The 17,193-nt window shown below is 58.5% G+C and carries 19 protein-coding genes; 13 read left to right on the top strand and 6 right to left on the bottom strand.

Annotation, left to right across the window (positions count from 1 at the left end; all coding sequences use genetic code 11):
• From JUE30_RS02225 to JUE30_RS02240, 4 genes are all read left to right on the top strand, one after another.
• A partial coding sequence (locus JUE30_RS02225; protein ID WP_203623429.1) for a hypothetical protein occupies nt 1-180 on the top strand: 180 nt, incomplete at its 5' end.
• 125 nt (nt 181-305) lie between these two features.
• A complete protein-coding gene (gene licT / locus JUE30_RS02230) occupies nt 306-1,142 on the top strand; it encodes a BglG family transcription antiterminator LicT (RefSeq protein WP_203623430.1) in 837 nt (278 codons plus the stop codon).
• A gap of 87 nt (nt 1,143-1,229) precedes the next feature.
• The gene (locus JUE30_RS02235) at nt 1,230-3,119 is read left to right on the top strand and encodes a beta-glucoside-specific PTS transporter subunit IIABC (RefSeq protein WP_203623431.1); all 1,890 of its coding nucleotides are present in this window, start codon (nt 1,230-1,232) and stop codon (nt 3,117-3,119) included.
• The gene (locus tag JUE30_RS02240) at nt 3,103-4,575 is read left to right on the top strand and encodes a glycoside hydrolase family 1 protein (protein ID WP_203623432.1); all 1,473 of its coding nucleotides are present in this window, start codon (nt 3,103-3,105) and stop codon (nt 4,573-4,575) included. The genes JUE30_RS02235 and JUE30_RS02240 overlap by 17 nt, the downstream gene beginning before the upstream one ends.
• Nucleotides 4,576-4,653: 78 nt before the next feature.
• Here the strand turns inward: JUE30_RS02240 and JUE30_RS02245 are convergent, their stop codons facing one another.
• Both JUE30_RS02245 and JUE30_RS02250 read right to left on the bottom strand, forming a co-directional pair.
• Nucleotides 4,654-5,172 (bottom strand): nitroreductase family protein, encoded by a 519-nt coding sequence (locus JUE30_RS02245; RefSeq protein WP_239061344.1) that lies wholly within the window; start codon nt 5,170-5,172, stop codon nt 4,654-4,656.
• A 72-nt stretch (nt 5,173-5,244) separates the two neighbouring features.
• Nucleotides 5,245-5,787, bottom strand: a complete 543-nt coding sequence (locus tag JUE30_RS02250; protein WP_203623434.1) for a GNAT family N-acetyltransferase — start codon at nt 5,785-5,787, stop codon at nt 5,245-5,247.
• A gap of 134 nt (nt 5,788-5,921) precedes the next feature.
• Here JUE30_RS02250 and JUE30_RS02255 point away from each other — a divergent pair, with 134 nt between their 5' ends.
• The 3 genes from JUE30_RS02255 to JUE30_RS02265 are packed head-to-tail and all read left to right on the top strand — an operon-like array spanning nt 5,922 to nt 7,795.
• Complete coding sequence (locus JUE30_RS02255) at nt 5,922-6,251, top strand: PadR family transcriptional regulator (protein WP_203623435.1); 330 nt, start codon at nt 5,922-5,924, stop codon at nt 6,249-6,251.
• A 3-nt stretch (nt 6,252-6,254) separates the two neighbouring features.
• Nucleotides 6,255-7,001 (top strand): permease prefix domain 1-containing protein, encoded by a 747-nt coding sequence (locus JUE30_RS02260; RefSeq protein ID WP_203623436.1) that lies wholly within the window; start codon nt 6,255-6,257, stop codon nt 6,999-7,001.
• 50 nt (nt 7,002-7,051) lie between these two features.
• On the top strand, nt 7,052-7,795 hold the full coding sequence (locus JUE30_RS02265; protein ID WP_203623437.1) for a hypothetical protein: 744 nt from the start codon (nt 7,052-7,054) through the stop codon (nt 7,793-7,795).
• A gap of 51 nt (nt 7,796-7,846) precedes the next feature.
• On the opposite strand, the gene JUE30_RS02270 is transcribed toward JUE30_RS02265, so the two are convergent.
• Together JUE30_RS02270 and JUE30_RS02275 are read right to left on the bottom strand one after the other, a co-directional pair.
• On the bottom strand, nt 7,847-8,731 hold the full coding sequence (locus JUE30_RS02270; protein WP_203623438.1) for a nitronate monooxygenase family protein: 885 nt from the start codon (nt 8,729-8,731) through the stop codon (nt 7,847-7,849).
• A 138-nt stretch (nt 8,732-8,869) separates the two neighbouring features.
• Nucleotides 8,870-9,577: a TIGR00266 family protein gene (locus tag JUE30_RS02275; protein WP_125758011.1), complete on the bottom strand. Its 708-nt coding sequence runs from the start codon at nt 9,575-9,577 to the stop codon at nt 8,870-8,872.
• Between the two features lie 106 nt (nt 9,578-9,683).
• Between JUE30_RS02275 and JUE30_RS02280 the strand changes: the two genes are divergently transcribed.
• The 6 genes from JUE30_RS02280 to JUE30_RS02305 all read left to right on the top strand — a co-directional run bounded on the left by JUE30_RS02280 (nt 9,684) and on the right by JUE30_RS02305 (nt 14,295).
• Entirely contained in the window at nt 9,684-10,526 is an 843-nt protein-coding gene (locus tag JUE30_RS02280) for an aldo/keto reductase (protein WP_203623439.1), read from the top strand.
• Nucleotides 10,527-10,547: 21 nt separating this feature from the next.
• Nucleotides 10,548-11,171: an SDR family oxidoreductase gene (locus JUE30_RS02285; protein WP_203623440.1), complete on the top strand. Its 624-nt coding sequence runs from the start codon at nt 10,548-10,550 to the stop codon at nt 11,169-11,171.
• A gap of 265 nt (nt 11,172-11,436) precedes the next feature.
• A complete protein-coding gene (gene abc-f / locus JUE30_RS02290; protein ID WP_125758005.1) occupies nt 11,437-12,936 on the top strand; it encodes a ribosomal protection-like ABC-F family protein in 1,500 nt (499 codons plus the stop codon).
• A 140-nt stretch (nt 12,937-13,076) separates the two neighbouring features.
• Nucleotides 13,077-13,553, top strand: coding sequence for a DUF2975 domain-containing protein (locus tag JUE30_RS02295; RefSeq protein ID WP_203623441.1), 477 nt, complete (start codon nt 13,077-13,079; stop codon nt 13,551-13,553).
• 11 nt (nt 13,554-13,564) lie between these two features.
• Nucleotides 13,565-13,771, top strand: a complete 207-nt coding sequence (locus JUE30_RS02300) for a helix-turn-helix transcriptional regulator (protein ID WP_203623442.1) — start codon at nt 13,565-13,567, stop codon at nt 13,769-13,771.
• Nucleotides 13,772-13,809: 38 nt separating this feature from the next.
• The gene (locus JUE30_RS02305; RefSeq protein ID WP_203623443.1) at nt 13,810-14,295 is read left to right on the top strand and encodes an NUDIX domain-containing protein; all 486 of its coding nucleotides are present in this window, start codon (nt 13,810-13,812) and stop codon (nt 14,293-14,295) included.
• Nucleotides 14,296-14,373: 78 nt separating this feature from the next.
• Here the strand turns inward: JUE30_RS02305 and eis are convergent, their stop codons facing one another.
• Both eis and JUE30_RS02315 read right to left on the bottom strand, forming a co-directional pair.
• Nucleotides 14,374-15,549 carry an enhanced intracellular survival protein Eis gene (gene eis / locus JUE30_RS02310; RefSeq protein WP_203623444.1) on the bottom strand — a complete coding sequence of 392 codons (1,176 nt, stop codon included), beginning with the start codon at nt 15,547-15,549 and terminating at the stop codon, nt 14,374-14,376.
• Nucleotides 15,550-15,635: 86 nt separating this feature from the next.
• On the bottom strand, nt 15,636-16,892 hold the full coding sequence (locus JUE30_RS02315) for a PTS sugar transporter subunit IIC (protein WP_125757995.1): 1,257 nt from the start codon (nt 16,890-16,892) through the stop codon (nt 15,636-15,638).
• Nucleotides 16,893-17,193: the final 301 nt, after the last annotated feature.

Below are 17,193 nucleotides of genomic sequence, written 5' to 3' on the forward strand. Positions count from 1 at the left end.
GTACGGACACAAGGCACCAATAAAGCTACGATGAACAACAAAGCCGCCTTCACCGATATTATATCGGCGATGGCGGCTGTTTCATATCATGATTACGAGGGCAAAGCAGAGCGGCGCCCTCAGATAGTTTTTTGTGCCCCGAGCCGTCAATCATCAGACATCAGTTATCATTATAATTAAATTTCTCAACCATTTTTCTTGCCTGCGCCGCGGTCAGTCTGATACGCTTAAGTTATTCCATGGAACCGCTTTACCGGCCGGCCTTGGCGCGCAAGGCCGACCAACTCTCGAAGGAGGCGTCTGCCGTGAAGATTCACAAAGTGCTCAACAACAACGTGGCCATCGTCAAAAATGGCCAAGGCCGTGAACAAATTGTGACCGGGCGCGGACTGGCTTTCGGCAAACGCCCCGGCGATGAGATCGACGCTTCAGCAATCTCCCAAACCTTCACCCTCCAGACCAGAGCCACGGCTGAATTGACCCAATTGCTCGCGGAGATCCCTTACCCCTGTCTGCACGCCGCCGGGGGAATCCTGACGCTGGCCAAGCAAGCGGGGCTGACCCTCGACCCCGGCGTGCTGGTCACACTCGCCGATCACCTGGCCCTGGCCGTGCGCCGGACCCAAGCGGGCGAGTCCGTCACCAACGTGCTGCTTTGGGACACGCAGCGTTTTTACCCACGCGAGTTTGCGGTGGCCAACGCCGCCCTTGCGCTGATCGAGGCGCAGGTCGGCGTGGCGCTGCCCCAGGACGAGGCCGGATTCATCGCCTTTCACCTGGTGAACGCGGAAACCAGCAGTGCCGGCACGGACGCGGTCAAAATCACGCAGCTGATGCAGGAAATGCTCAGCATCGTGCGTTACTATTTTCACTTTGAACCCGACAGTTCCACCTCGGACTACAGCCGCTTCATCACCCACCTGAAGTTCTTCGCCCAGCGGCTGCTGCGGGATGAACCCATGGCGACCGTGGACGAGGAGTTGCTCCAGCTGATCCTGTCGCGCTACCAGGCGCCTTCGGCCTGCGCCAAGCGCATCAGCGACTTTTTGCTCACCCGCCACGGCTACGCGGTCACGCCGGCGGAGCAAGCCTACCTCACGCTGCACATCGAGCGCCTGGTCTACCGCGCCCAGGCGCAATAAAGACCCACCACATTTTGTCAGAGCGTTGGATGGTGACATTAAGTTGGCCAAACCTTCGGAAAGAAAAATCTTTCAGGAGGAACCCACATGACTAAATATGAACAACTCGCAACTGATATCATTGCCAAAGTCGGCGGCCGTGAGAACATTCTCGGCCTCACCCACTGCGTCACCCGGTTAAGATTCAAGCTCAAGGACGAAAGCATCGCCGACACCGCCGGCCTGAAAAGCATGGATGGCGTGGTCACGGTGATGCAGTCCGCCGGTCAGTATCAAGTCGTGATCGGCAACCACGTGCCCGACGTGTTCGCGGAAGTGATGCGCGTCGGTAAGCTGGAAAACAACGCGACCGATGGCCCCGCCAAAAAAATGAAATTTGGCGACCGCGTCATCGACCTGATTTCCGGCATCATGATGCCCGCCCTGTCGGTGATGTGCGCCGGCGGGATCATCAAGGGGCTGGCCGTGATCCTGATGGTCACTGGCGTCCTGACGGACAAATCAGGCGCCTACATCATGCTCGATGCCATCGGGGACGCCTGCTTCTACTTCTTCCCGATCGTCATCGGCTTCAATGCCGCCAAGAAGTTTAACATGACCCCGTTTCTTGGCCTCATCATCGGGGCCGCACTGGTTCACCCCAACATCAATGGCGTCGACTTGAACTTCTGGGGCATGAACTTCAATGCCTCTTACAGCTCGACCATTCTGCCAGTCATTTTGATGGTGGCCCTGGCGGCGCCGCTAGAACGCTGGCTCAAAAAAATCATTCCCGATGTGGTCAAGACCTTCCTGGTGCCGATGATGACGCTGGTCATCATCGTGCCGATTGGCTTCATGCTGATCGGTCCGGCGGCCAACGCGGTTTCCCTAGTCCTGACCCAGGGCATCGAAGCCTTGATGGGCTTCAGCCCGATCTTGGCTGGTCTGGTACTTGGCGCCACCTGGCAGCTGCTGGTGATGTTCGGCGTGCACATGATGATCGTCGTGATGGCGATGATTCCACTAGCCGCCGGCAACCCGACGGCGATTTTGACCTCCATTGCCTGGGTGTCCTTTGCCCAAACCGCCGTAGTGGTCGCAATTTGGCTCAAATCTAAGGATAAAAAGCTCAAGGCCATCGCCCTGCCGGCCTGGATCTCCGGAATCTTCGGGGTGACGGAACCGGCGATTTACGGCGTGACCCTGCCGCGCATGAAGATGTTTGTGATCTCCTGCATCGGCGGTGGCCTTGCCGGCGCCATGACTGGCGCACTGGGCATGCAGACCTACCGCATGGGCGGTATGGGCCTGTTTGCGATCCCTGGCATGCTCAGCACCGACAATGCCGGCCGCGACCTGATGTACGCCGGCATCTGCCTGGCCATCGCGATCATTCCAAGCTTCATCGCCGCTTACGTGATGTACCAAGATGATCCTATCGTCAATGGCATCGAAGACGCGGCGATTCCAAGCACGCCGCGGCTGGAACGCGACACGGTCCTCGTCAGTCCGATGACCGGTCAGCTCGTGCCGCTGCGCGATGTTGAAGACGGCGCCTTTGCCGCCGGGGCGCTCGGCCAAGGCATCGCCATCGACCCGTCAGACGGGCGCGTGGTGGCGCCCGCCGACGCGACGGTCATGACCGTGTTCCCGACCAAGCACGCCATCGGGCTCATCACCGATACCGGCGCCGAGATCCTGATCCACCTGGGCATGGACACTGTCCAGCTGAACGGCGATCATTTTGACATCAACGTCAAAGCCGAGCAGCACGTCAAAGCCGGCGATCTGCTGGCGACGGTCGACCTCGCCGCGATCCGGCAGGCCGGCTACTCCATGGTGACGCCAATTGTGGTCACCAACACCGCCGACTATCTGGACGTGATTGCCGAACTGACCGGCAACGCCCTGATCGAAGCCGGCGCGCCGCTGCTCACGCTGATCGCAGACACTCAAGAAGCCACGGAGGTCAATGCCCATGCCGTTTCCGAATAATTTTCTCTGGGGGGCCGCCCTGGCTGCCAATCAATGTGAAGGCGCCTGGAACGAAGGCGGCAAAGGCGAAAGCATCGCCGACCACCTGACGGCCGGCAGCCGCACCAAGCCGCGCCGCTTCGTCAAGGACCTCAACCTTGATGAGTATTTTCCTTCCCACACCGGCGTCGACTTTTACCACCGCTTCGAAGAAGACATTGCGCTGTTTGGCCAGATTGGTCTCAAAAGCCTGCGCCTGTCCATCGCGTGGAGCCGCATCTTCCCCAACGGCGACGACGCACAGCCAAACGAGGAAGGCCTGCGCTTTTACGAGCGGGTGTTTACCACCTGCCGGGAAAATAATATCACGCCGATTGTCACCCTCAGCCACTTTGAAATGCCTTACCACCTGATCACTGCCTACAACGGCTTTGCCAACCCCAAGGTGGTTGACATGTTCGTCCGTTACGCCGAGACCTGCTTCAAGCGCTACAAGGGGCTGGTCCAGTACTGGCTGACGTTTAACGAGATCAACTTCGGCACACTAGGCGCAGGCCGACTGTTCTGCCTCGGTCTGCGCGACGCCGCGCAGGAGAACTACTTCTTCACTTCCGGCGACGAAACCGAGCAGTACCAGGCGCTGCACAACGTCTTTCTGGCCTCGGCCAAGGCCGTGATCAGCGGCCACCAAATCGATCCGGCAAACCAAATCGGCTGCATGATCGCCAACGGGCTAGCCTATCCGCTGACGCCTAAGCCCGAAGATGTGCTGGCGACCCAGCAGCGCGCCGACTGGTTCAACAACTTCTGCGGCGACGTCCAAGTCCGCGGGAGCTACCCGAGCTTTGCCAAACGGCGGTTTGAAAAGCGCGGCATCAAGCTGGAAATCACCGCGGCAGATGAAGCAACGCTGCTGGCTGGCAAGGTCGACTTCTACTCTTTCTCCTACTACTCCAGCTCCTGCATCGCCGCAAGCAGCGGCAACGAAGGTCAGGGCAACCTGATCGCCGGCCAGAAGAATCCTTACCTGGAGACTTCCGATTGGGGCTGGCAGACTGATCCGAGCGGCCTGCGCCTGACGCTGAACCGCTTGTACCAGCGCTATCAAGTGCCGCTGATGGTCGTTGAAAACGGTCTCGGGGCGATCGATACGCTGGAAAACGGCGCGGTGAACGACCCGTATCGCATCGACTACCTGCGCGCGCACGTCAAAGCGATGCACCAGGCCATCGATGAAGACGGCGTCGATTTGATTGGCTACACCATGTGGACCGCGCTGGACGTGATCTCCGCCGGCACCGGTGAAATGGCCAAGCGCTACGGCCTGATCTACGTCGACCGTGATGATCTGGGGCAAGGCTCTCTGACCCGCATTCCGAAAGCCTCATCGGTCTGGTACCACGACGTCATCGCCAGCAATGGCGACTCCGCACTGAAAGAAAGTGCCGAGCAGACAACTGCCCCTGTGCCTGAATAACCGGGGGATAAGTAAATAAAATCAAAGCAGGCCTGCCAGGCATCAGTGAGATGTTGGCGGGTCTGCTTTTTGGTGTCATTAATCTAGGATTTCTGTGGCAATGCGTTTGTCTGGGATGTCTCGCTTTGTGTAGGCGTCAGTGCTATCGCCAACGACGAGGCCGCCCACCGGCGTGAAGCCTTCAGGAATCTTCAGCGCTTGCTTCAGCGCGTCATCCCCGGCCAGCGCCGCGATCGCACCCCAGATGTGGCAGGCGCCAAGGCCAAGTTCGACCGCCGCCAGGTTGAGGTTTTCGATCACTGTCGCGGCATTGGAATAGCCCGAATTATCGCTGGCGTCGCCCTTGAGCTTGGTCGATAAAATAATCAACATCGGCGCACCGTACAGCATCTTCTCCCGACCAAACTGCTTGGCCGCGGCCGCATCGATTTGCGCGATCAGGTCAGGATTTTCCACCACGGTCATCGCGACGGAATCGTACTGCCCCATTGCGACCGGAGACGCGTACGCCGCCTTCAGCAGCTGCTCCCTTTGGTCATCCGTCACCGGCACCCCAGTATACGTCCGCACCGACTTGCGCCGCAGCAATGCTTTCATCGTATTCAATCCTATCAGCTCCTTTTCGAGATTATTGTAGCACTGATTGGGAAAGCGTCTTCAAGGAGACCTTCAGTCGACCCACTCACTTTTGAGCTTTGACCAAACATTTTCATCGTGAAAGCCGTCAAGTAACTGTTCGTCCTGGCGCAGCGTGCCATCAAGGTGGAAGCCGGCACCCTTGGCCACGCCGTTACTTGGACCATTCTCAACAGCCGCGCGGATCACGATCTTGTTTAGCCCGTAGTCGTTGAACCCTAGCGCACACATCCCCATAACGGCACGGTGCATCACCCCATGGCCCCGGAAGGGCTGACCCAGCCAGTAGCCGATATCGGCACTGCGATTGGGGTAAAAACCGTTGAAGCTGATCATCCCGGCTGGCTGCCCCGCAACGACCAGCACCAAGTTGGCCGATTTTCCAGCCCCAAAATGCTGATTGAACAGCGTCAGCGCGGCCTGTTCATCGGCTGCCGTTTGAGTGTCTTTGACCCATGGCAAGTAGCGTTCAAAAGTCGACCGATCGGCCGCGAGCAAGGCGTACAGCGGCTCAGCATCCAGCGCCGGGCGCGGGATCGCCAGCTGAAGCTCGTCATTCACAACATAACTAAACATCCATTATTCCTCCGTATTAATCATTATTATCAGGCTCTCACCTTGGATTCACAATATCAGCCTCAGGGCCGAGACTGCCCCAAGGCAGCTGTGGTAAGATTACTGCATCAGATAAAGTAGTCGGAGGCGAGCGAATGATTTCAAGCGACAGCATGCGCGGCTACAACGACGCCTTAATCCTGGCGGTGCTGGCAGCCGGCGACTCGTACGGCTACCAGCTGGAAAAGGCGATTCGCGATCGCACCGGCGGCGCTTACGCCATTCGTGAAACCACGCTGTATTCGACCCTGACGCGCCTGGTCAAAGCCGGCAGCATTGAAGCTTACGCCGGCGAGATCTCTTACGGCCGCCCGCGCACCTACTACCGGCTGACGGCGGCAGGAAACAGTGTGCTGGCTGCCAAACGAAAGGAATGGGCGCAGACCCAAGCAGTCGTGTCAAAATTTTTATCCGCGGAGGAATAGCTAATGGAAACCTTGAACACCTATCTGGCCGGACTGTTTGCCGGCGTGCCAGACACAGCGGCGACGCGCAAGGCCAAGGCCGACCTGCTCGATCTCATGACCGATCACTATCATGAGGAGCTGGCGCTGGGCAAAAGTGAGGCCGAAGCGATCGGGGCGGCCATCACGGCAGTGGGGTCGATCGACGAGGTACTCGCCGCGCTTGACATTGATCCGGCTGAGCCGCAAAAATCACCCCAAAGCGACGCGAACGACGCCATTGACGAGGAAAGTGCCGAGCGCTACTGGCGCGCCAATATTCGCTACGCCCTTTCACTCGGCGCTGGCGTCGCCTTTTGCATCTTGAGTATTGCCCTGGCTGCCGCGTTTGGCCTCCAGGACTCAACCATTGCCGCGGTCATGTTCTTCCTCGCGCTTGGGATCGGGGTTGCGGCCATTATCACCAGCGCAATAGGGATCAAACCTGAACGCCAGCGCATCGCCCACCGGCCCCTAGCTAAAGCAACAAAGAAACTGGCAAATGAAAAGCTCGAAAACTATCATCAGGCGTACACCATTGGCATCCTGGTTGGCATTCTATGTTGTCTGTTCTCAGTGATTCCGCCCATTGTGATGAACGCAATCGCGAATGAAGAGTTAGGCGCGCCGTTAATGATCGGCATGATCGCCCTTGGGGTGTTTTATCTCGTCTATGTTCAGACCATCAGCAACGGCTACAAGCGCCTAGCCAATCAGCCCATCGCCGACTAACTGATTTGTGATAAGATGACACCGACATCGTGATACCGTTGGAGGCGCTCATGGACACACTCAAATCTTACCTGGCCGACCTGTACCAGGATCTGCCGGCCAACCAGAAAGCTCAGGCCGAACTGCTCGACGCCATGACCACGTTCTACACCGGCCAGCTTAAGCAAGGAAAAAACGAGGACGCGGCGCTGGGCGCCACGATCAAGGCCACTGCCGGCATGAAGACCCGACTTGCTGAAGTCCATGCTGAAGTCATCGCAAAGCCCTTCGCGCGAGCCGAAGCGGTCACCCGCCAGCACAAGTCAGAACCTGCCGTCACGATGAAGCAAGCCGAAAGTTTTTGGCAGGCCGCGGGGACGCATGCCCTGTACCTGGCTGGCGGCGTCTTTCTCCTCATCGTCGGCAGCGGCTTCACGCTTCTTGCCGATACCGATAGTGACCTTTCGATGGTGGCCTTTTACATCCCCGTCTTGCTTGGGATTGCGGCCCTCATTGTCGGCAGCAAAGCCTTCAAAGCCGTGCGCCGACCCTTGCGCCATCTCCCAGTGGTTTCACCGGTCCACGAGCAGGCCGTCGCCCGCCGCACCGCTTACCACCGCCGGTACGTGATTGGCCAATGGGTGGGGTATGTGAGCTTGGCCGCCTCGCTTTTCACCATTTCAATCGAAGAGGGCGGAAATGAAGGCTCATTCTTGATGGCCACGCTGATTGGCCTGGGCGTTTTCTGCCTGGTTTATGTGCACAGCATCGACCATCAGTACCGGCGGTTGGCCAAGCGCCGCGTGGTTGATTAAGCCAAAAAATAGCGGCACCCACTTTAGGCATGTGGGTGCCGCTTTTTGGTGCTACGGAAAAAGTCGGTCGACAATCGTTTGCGCCGGGGCGGTGCCGTTGACCATGCCGGCAATTTGCCCCGCCATCAGGGTGCCGTGAGCCACATCGCCGGCGATGGCCTTGGCCAGGCTGCCGTCTAGCAGCGCGTGCAGCTCGATGTTTGAAGCACCCAGCGACTCGGCCATGAAGTACTGATCCGTCAGCGGATTTTTCAGGCAGCGCACGGCATCCCCCAACGCGCGCCCGGTCACGACCGTGGCGGTGTCGGCGGCCGCCACCACTGCCGCCTTGTACGCCGCGCTGATCGGCGTTTCGTGCGCTACCAGAAACGCCGTGCCGACCTGCACGCCGACCGCGCCCAGCGCCTGGGCCGCCTTGACCCCCGCCGCGTCAATGATACCGCCAGCGGCAAAGACTGGCAGGTCGACGGCTGCCGTGACCTGGCGCACCAAACTCATGGTTGTTTGCGTGCCGATGTGGCCGCCGGACTCCATGCCTTCGGCGACCAACGCATCGACCCCCAGCGCGGCCATTTTTTTCGCCACCTTGACCGATGGGATGACTGCGACGACCTTGGTGCCGACCGCGCGCAGCTCCTTGACGAAACGCTTGGGCGTGCCGGCACTGGTGGTGACGACCGGCACTGGGTGATCGATCAGGTACGGCACCAGCTCGGCGATGTTGTCCTGCTGGAGCATCAAGTTGACGGCAAACGGCTCGTCGGTATAGGTGTGCACACCGTCGATGGCCTTGGCCAGGCTGCTCACGTTCTTGTCGCTGGTCGTAAGCACGCCCAGTCCGCCGGCGTTGGCGACCGCCCCGACCAAACAGGCCTGGGAGATCCCCGCCAGTGCCCCTTGAATCAGTGGGAGCCGCGTTCCTAAAATCGTCGTCATCAAACTGCCTCCTGCAAGCTGCAACTAGCCGGCCCTAGTGGTAGCGACCGGCCGTTGCTTCTACTTTAATCGATTTTAAATGAAAGCGCCACCATTTTTAGTAAAAAGAAAACCGGACGCACAGCCCGGTTTGATTCGTTAATTCGATGACTTGTCCGGCAGGTACGGCTTGACCAAATTGGCCAGGGCCTCAACGTTGCGGGTCTGCAGGTACACCCGACCACGCCCGGTAAAGTGGTTGACCAGCCCTTCACCAGTCGTGAAGCCAAAGGTGCCGCTGGCAATTTCGATGCTGTAATCGAGGCTGGACTCCCAGGCGACGACGTGATTGTTGTCGATCACGTAATCGCGGTCGCCATCCAGGTCCACTGGCAGCAGATCCCCGTATGCCGACACCAGCATGGTACCGGCGCCGGTAGTTTCCATGATGAAGAACCCGCCGGTGCCGCCCAGCAGCGCGCGACCGGCCTTTTGCCGGATCATCGAGTACCCGGCCGTCGCGTCCATCGCCAGAAACGCGCCGGTGTTCAGGCGCCACTGGTGTTCACCGTCCAGGGTCAGCGCCTGGATCACCCCTGGGTTGCCAGGCGCGATTGCCAGTTCTGCGCCGCTCGCCTGCGCGGTCGCCGTCGTGATGAAAAACGACTCGCCGGACGTCATGCTGCGACCCAGCGCGGACAGCATCCCGCCCAACCCTGTTTTGCCGTTGCTGTTCATGTGCCCTTCAAGTGTCACCCCGTCGTTGTGGTAAATCATCGAGCCCGCCTCGATTTGGGCACTGTCGCCGCGGTCCAGGTGCAGCAGCGCAATGGGAAAAGGGACATTCCCCTTCAGTTCATAATTCATTTTTTCTCACCTCCGTTGCTTTGTATTTTACGCCAATGGGCAAGCGCTTTCGACCCTGACGCAGTCGCGTGTTATGATAATCATGCAATCAGTCAGGAGGCGCTGCATGAAGACGACCAAAATCAATGGAATCACGATCCCGGCCTTGGGCATCGGCACCTGGGCGCTTGGGGAAGGCGACGCCGCGCAAAGCCAAAGCGAAATCGCGGCGATTCGTGCGGGTCTGGACGCCGGACTCACGCTGATCGATACGGCCGAAATGTACGGTGAAGGCGCGGCGGAGTCCTTGGTGGGGCAAGCCATCGTCCCTTACGACCGCAGCAAGCTGTACTTGGTGTCCAAGTTTTATCCCTGGCACGCGACCGCCGCGCAAATGCGCCAGGCGCTTGAGGCCAGTCTGCAGCGTCTGGGCACCGATTACCTGGACCTGTACCTGCTGCACTGGCCGGGCCAAACGCCGCTGGCCGAAACGCTCGCGGGCTTGGCTGACCTGAAAAAAGCTGGGCTGATCCGCGCATATGGCCTGTCCAATTTTGACCATCCGGCACTGAAGGAAGCTCGCACCCTGCCAGGCGGTCAGGCCATCGCCGCCAACGAGGTCTTGTACAACGTTCAAGCGCGCGGTATCGAGTTTGACCTTGTCCCATATCAAGAACAACTCGGCATGCCGCTACTGGGTTACTCGCCGTTTGGGTCCGGCAATGGGCAGCAGATTTCGATCCCCGACTCGCTCGAGCAGCTGGCACGCAGCATGCACATATCCGTGCACCAAGTGCTACTGGCCTGGGCCGGGCGCGGCAGCGTGATCCCGCTGGTAAAAACTGGGAGCGCTGCGCACATGCAGGCTAACTTGGCCGCGCTGAACGTGACCTTCTCTGAAGATCAGCTGGCAATCATCGACGCCGCTTTCCCGGCGCCGACACGCAAAGTCCCCTTACAATCCATTTAACTTTTCGAAGGAGTGATCAATATGACCAAAGTATTTGTTGCGGGTGCCAACGGCCAAGTGGGCCGCCTGGTAATTGAAACGCTGCTGACGAATGACTGCGAGGCCGTGGGCGGCTACCGCGACCCGGTTTCGCAGGCGCGCGGCGACACGACGCAGTTTCACGCCGTGCATTTTGACCTGACCGACCCGGTCAGCACGCTGGCGCAGGCGATGGCAGGCTGTGACGCGATCATTTTCGCGGCGGGCTCAGGCGGCAAGAACCTGCTGGAAGTCGACTTGGACGGCGCGGTCAAAACGATGGCCGCCGCCCAGCAGGCCGGGATTACCCGCTTCATTCACCTCAGCGCGCTGAACGTGCAGGATCGCAGTTTCTGGCCGAAGTCCGGCATCAACGATTACTACATCGCCAAGTATTACGCCGACGAGTGGCTCAAGACCCGCACCAGCTTGGACTGGGTGATCGTCGAGCCGACCGCGCTGACCAACGACGACGGCACCGGCAAAATCACCCTGAAACCGCAGGGCCAGTCGCAGATCCCGCGGCAGGATGTCGCCACCGTCCTGGTCGAGGCCGTCACGTCCGACCTGCACCGGCAGGAACTGGAAATTGCCAGCGGCGACGTGCCGATCGCCCAGGCTTTTTAAAAAATAGTTGCGTCCGGCTAATCGCCCGCGGTATAGTATAGCCAACAAATTAACGAAGAAGGTGTCGCCATTGAAGTAAGCCATTGATGAAACGTCGAAGCCCTGAAGCATGGGCGCAGTCTCGACTTTTCGCAATGGCTGACTCCTGGCGGCACCAAGCGGTAAAACTCGCTTGGCCAGCCCATTTGGACTGGCTTTTTGCTTGCCCAAAAGGCCATTTACTGCGCGAACTTCAGGCCCGTCCTTTAGAAAGGATGAGCGCCTCATGGCAACCATTACCCTGTCCCATCTCTCGTTTGGCTACGACGGCCAAACCGAATTATTTCACGATGTCTCCTTTGACCTGGATCTGTCCTGGCACCTCGGCCTGGTCGGGCGCAACGGCCGGGGCAAGACTACCCTGCTGGAGCTGCTGCAAGGCCAGCACGACTACGCCGGCAAAATCAGCGTCCCCACCCCGCTGCGGTATTTTCCTCAGGCCATTAAAGACGAGACGCAACTGACCCTCTACGCGATGCAGGAAGCAAGCGACGCCGAGCAGTGGCAGCTTGAGCGCGAGCTTAACCTGATGCACGCCGACCCCGCCATTCTCTGGCGGCCATTCAACCTGCTGTCCGGCGGCGAGCAAACCAAGGTGCGCCTAGCTCTGCTGTTTGCCGAGGACAGCGGCTTTGCCCTGATCGACGAACCCACCAATCATCTCGATGCCGCAAGTCGCGAGCGCATCGCGGACTACCTAAAAGCGAAACCCGGCTTCATCGTGATCAGCCATGACCGCACCTTTTTGGATGCGATCACCGACCACACCCTGGCCATCGACAAGCAGGCCATCACCTTGTACGCCGGCAACTACAGCGTGTATGCGCAAGAGCGCGAGCGGCAGAACGACTTTGAGCGCGCGGAAAACGCGAAGCTCAAGCGCGACATTGGCCGGCTCAAGCAGTCCTCACGCGATAAGCACGACTGGTCGCTCAGCCGCGAAGGCGACATTCACGGCGATCCGCACGTAAAAGGCAGCGGCGGTACCGGCCACGCCGGCTTCGTCACCGCCCGCGCCGCCCGCCTGATGAAAAAGTCCAAGGTGCTCGAACACCGCATGGACAAGGAGATCGAAGGCAAGTCCCAGCTGCTCAAAAACGTCGAGGAGGTGCCGGAGCTGACCATCAACACCATCCCCGACCATCATGAGGTTTATGTGCACGTCGACCACTTCACCTTAAGCTATGACGGTCAGCCGCTGTTTGCTCCGCTCACGTTCGATGTGCGCCGCGGTGAACGCGTGGCCCTGGCCGGCCCCAATGGAATCGGCAAATCTTCGCTGCTCCACGCGTTGCAAGGCAAATTTGCCGGCACGGCGACGGGGACGCTCAGCTACCCGCCCAGTTTGACCTTTAGCCTGAGCCGCCAACTGTACGCGGACAATACCGGCACCATCGCCGACTTTGCGGCAGCTCATCACCTGAACTACCAGGACCTGCTGAACAATCTGAAAAAATTGGGCCTGGAACGCTTGGCGTTCACGACCCCGATCGAACGCCTCAGCGCCGGTCAGCAAAAGAAAGTCGAGCTGGCCAAGTCGCTGGTCACCCCCGCCAACTTGCTGGTGTGGGACGAGCCGCTCAACTATCTGGACCTGTACAATCAGGACCAGCTGGCTGGGAGCATCCTCAAGTCCCAACCCACCATGCTGTTTGTCGAACACGACCGGGCGTTCATTGACCGCATCGCCACTAAAGTGATCACCCTGGCGCCGAGTCTCGCCTAGTCGCCTGCTCGGCGTGTTGGCCGGTAAAAAGTTAAGAATTTATCGATAATCAACAAATGTTTATCGATAATCAATAAGCCCATGTTATGCTGAAGCCATCAAATTGACGGGCAAGCCGTCGCTTTTTTGGAGGCATCAATATGAAAATTCGCATCTGTCTTCTCAAGCTCCTGCTGATCGCGAGTGTGATCGCGATTGGGGCATTCGGGATCGGGCTGATCCCGCGCTTTCCAATCGTGATGGTGCGCGACTACCAGTGGCCGGTCGCGGCCTGGGCCTTCACGCTGGGCGCGGCGGTCGCGGTGGTCAGTTACTGGCTCGCCTCCTTCATCGCCTGGCGCCTTTTGGACTGCATCACCGAAAGCGCCGCGTTCACGCAGCGCGCCGTGACGTTGATCATCCGTCTGAAGTGGGCCGTTGGCGCAATGGCGCTGGGCCTCTTGGTCTGCCTGCCGCAGTGGTACCGCATGGCCGACCACGACGACGCCCCGGGTGTGATGGTCATTGGGCTCGGCTTTTTCGCCATTCCGGCGATCGTCTGGCTGTTTCTGGCGATCTTGCAGCAGCTGTGGACCACGGCGCTGGCGTACAAAACCGAAAACGACATGACGGTGTGAGGAGGCCAGCGATGATCGAAATCAATTTGGACCTGATGCTCAAAAAACGCGATCTGACCCTAACTGAGCTGGCCGAGCAGGTCGGCATCACCCTGACCAACCTGTCGATTCTGAAAACCGGCAAGGCCAAGGCTGTACGCTTTTCGACCTTAGCCAAACTCTGTGAAGTATTAGACTGCCAGCCCGGTGACCTGCTGGCTTACCAACCGAAGGCTTAACTGTGATATGATTGGCTGAAAATTCTGGGAGGCATCTCATGCAAGAAGACCGGGACATTCGCTACTTGCTCAACCCACACGAGCGCTTCGACATCAGGGCAGTCCTGATTTTGACACACGCCGGCCAAGTTCTTGTGACCCCGAGAAAAAGCGGTGACAAAGAGATAACCATCGTTCCAGGCGGCGCTGTCAAATTCGGTGAAACCGGAGAGGACGCGGCCAAACGTGAAGCCAAGGAGGAACTGGGACTGAGCCTAAACAAGTTGACCAGTACTGGCATCGTTGAAGCCTTTTTCACCCTTAATGGCATTTGTTGCCACCAGCTATTGCTGGTATACCAGGCAGAAGTCAGCACAGACACCGCGGCCATTCTGACCAATTTAAACGTTGAACAGTTTGACCTGCCAACGAACACGCATTTCGCATGGCAAGCAAAGGCCGCGGTGTCGGCAAGTATCCGCCCTGCTGCGCTTGGACAATGCCTGACACCGGGCCACTTCAAGCACCTAGTAGACCGGCGGTGACATTCAAGCAAGATCAGTCAAATACCCACAAAAAATGTGCCGCAGATTTTTTCTCTGCGACACTTTTTTGCGTTTCATTCAGAAATAATCGTTGAACTCAGGCGTGGCGTGCTGAAGCGCCTGATCGAGCCGCGCGGCGGCAGCCAGGTCACCACTGCCCTGCCCGCTCATCAGGAGTGCATGCAGTGAAGTGGCGCCCATGAGCGCCTTGGTCAGCTGCTGAATGGTAAAGGTCAGCTCTGGTGCAGCGTCGGCGCTTTTTTCCACAGTGGTTTGGCCTGCCGTGCGACTCAGCTGCCAGACCCCGGCGTTGACCGGCAGCACCGGATCTTCGACCGCAATCGCCACCGGCGCAAAATCCAGGGTGAACGGATAACGGTTCAGAAAGTCTTGCAGGTCCACGATGCGGGCCATCATGTAAGGAGTGACGACCGCCGACACCGCGTATGGCTCCTGAATCCAGTCACCAGCGTACTGGCTGTGCGGGGATTCGTAGCGGAGTTTTTGAAACGTGTTACCATGCTTAAGCAAAAACGCCATCAGCTGCTCGAAGGCTGCCGGGGTGTTCGCCAGCAGTTTATGCACGGTCATCTCCGCGCCGCTGCGTTCGTATACTGCATAACCTTGCGCCTGACCTTTTTCGTCGAAGTACACGCCGGCATCCCAGCGATTTTTCAATGTCAGGTAATCCCACCACCAGTCCTCGCGCACCATGCCGCCGGGCAGGTTCTGGGCCTTTTTGGCGTAAAGCGGCTTGATGGTCGCAAGCGCCGCGGCAAACGACATGCGCTCAACGTGGCCCCCTTGATGTTGCGGGTGGTACGCCGGCACGTGGTCGTGCGCAATCGTGTACGTGATGTGGTTAAAGACTTGCTCGTAGCCGAAGCGCCGGTAGTACCGGTAGGAAAACGGCGCCAGATACGACAGGGTCACGTGGCGGTCGTGCATCTCCTGCAGCGCCGCCTTCAGCAGCGTCCCTGCGCCGCCGTGGCCGGAATTCTCCGGGGCGGACATCACGTCGCCGATGCCGTTCATTTTGTAAGCCACCCCGTGAAAATTAACGGTAAACGGCAGGCTGTAAAGCCCCGACGTCAGCTGCTGGTCGTGCTTCAACCCGTAAATCCAACCGTGGGCGTACCGCGCGTTGAAAAAGCGCCGCCGGGCCTCGCTGTCCTGGCCGTTGAACGCGTACAGGTAAAGCTGGTAAAACCGCTCGCGGTCCGCTGGGTCAGTCAATCGATATTCAGATACCATGATGGTCCCTCTTTCAGTTTATGTTTAACTCCATTGTAACCAAGAACGCCCGGTTCGCGAGTATACGCGAGCCGGACGTGTCTGAGTTAAGCCTCAGCTTTCGCCTCATCAACAGGCTTGTTTTCGGCTGCGACCATCTGCTTTTCAGCAGTCTTGAAGAATGGGTAGTAGCAGGCGGTGGCAATGACCAGCTCGACGGCTGACCACACCGCGTCCCGCCAGTCCCAGTTGGTGGCCATCAGCGGGCCGATGATCGGCGGCATCGTCCATGGCACCATCGCGGATGGCGCGGAGATCCAGCCGATGCTCATGAGAACGAATGACCCGGTGGCGAGGATCAGCGGCACCCCGATAAACGGGATCATCGTGATTGGGTTCATGACCAGTGGGAAGCCGAAGATGACTGGTTCGTTGATTTCAAACAGCGCACTTGGAAACGCGACGCGCCCCAGTTCCTTGTAGGTCTTGGACTTGGAAAACAGCATCAGGATGACCAGCGTGATGGTGGCGCCGGTGCCGCCGACGTTGACGAACAGGCTGGAAAAGCCCATCGCGGTGTTGAACGGCAGCGGCTGGTGGTGCGCCAGCGCGGTGGCGTTAGCGGTCAGAAACTGCAGGAAAATCGGGTCGGAAATGCCTTGCAGCGTCATGTCGCCGTGAATCCCGCAGACCCACAACAGCGATACCAGCAGCGTGTAAACCAGAATCCCAGGCAGGGTGTTCATCGCGAACAGCAGCGGGTGGAAGATGGCCTGAACGACCTTGTTAATATCGATTCCGAGCGGCATGCGCACCGTCCAGAACAACACCAAGATCACAAACCCAGGCAGCAGTGCGACGAATGAATTAGAAACCGCAGCCGGCACGCCGGCTGGCAGCTTGATGACAATGTTGCGACTTTCGAAAAAGTGAAAAATCAAAACAGAGACAAACGCGGTAATAATGGCAGTAAACAAACCGGATGACGAAAAGTTGGCGGTATCAAGCGTGTACTTGTCGTTGAACGACAGGACGATGAACGCCATGGTGCCAAGCCCGGCCGCGGAAATCGCGTCAACGTCCAGCGCCTTGGCCAGCTGGAAGCTGATGCCGATCACGGCGAGCAGCGAAATGATCCCGAACGACGCGTTCGTGGCGACGCCCATCATGTTGACGTACGGCTTGATGAAATGGGTCCAGGCTGGAATCGGAATGTTGGCCAGGATCATGAAGACAGAACCGGAAATAATCGCCGGCAGGGTCAGCACCAGGCCGTTACGAATTGAGACCAAGTACTTGTTATTCCCCACCTTCGCCATTGGCGGCATGATGGTGTTTTGCAGCCAGTCCATGAACTTCTGCATAGAAATCTCCTCCTTTGTGCGTTCTTCGGAGTGATCCGGCGGCGGCAATGCCGCAGCCGGAAGATTTCGTGAAGCGCTTTCTTAATACGACATTCATGATAGCGGTCTAGTCCAAATTCGTCAATACTTGTTCCTATCAATTCGTCTCGTACCAATCCATCTGATTGTACCCCTTCCATTATGCTATGGGGCATCTGTTCGGTTAACCAATCGCCTGAAATTTTTTATTTCCGTTCTCCCCCAGCGATTATGCCACCCTGGCCTCGGCAATGTCACGGATTCGTCCCCGCAAACAGGGACA

The sequence above is a fragment of the Lacticaseibacillus sp. 866-1 genome, from assembly GCF_016861825.1.
Taxonomy (GTDB): domain Bacteria; phylum Bacillota; class Bacilli; order Lactobacillales; family Lactobacillaceae; genus Lacticaseibacillus.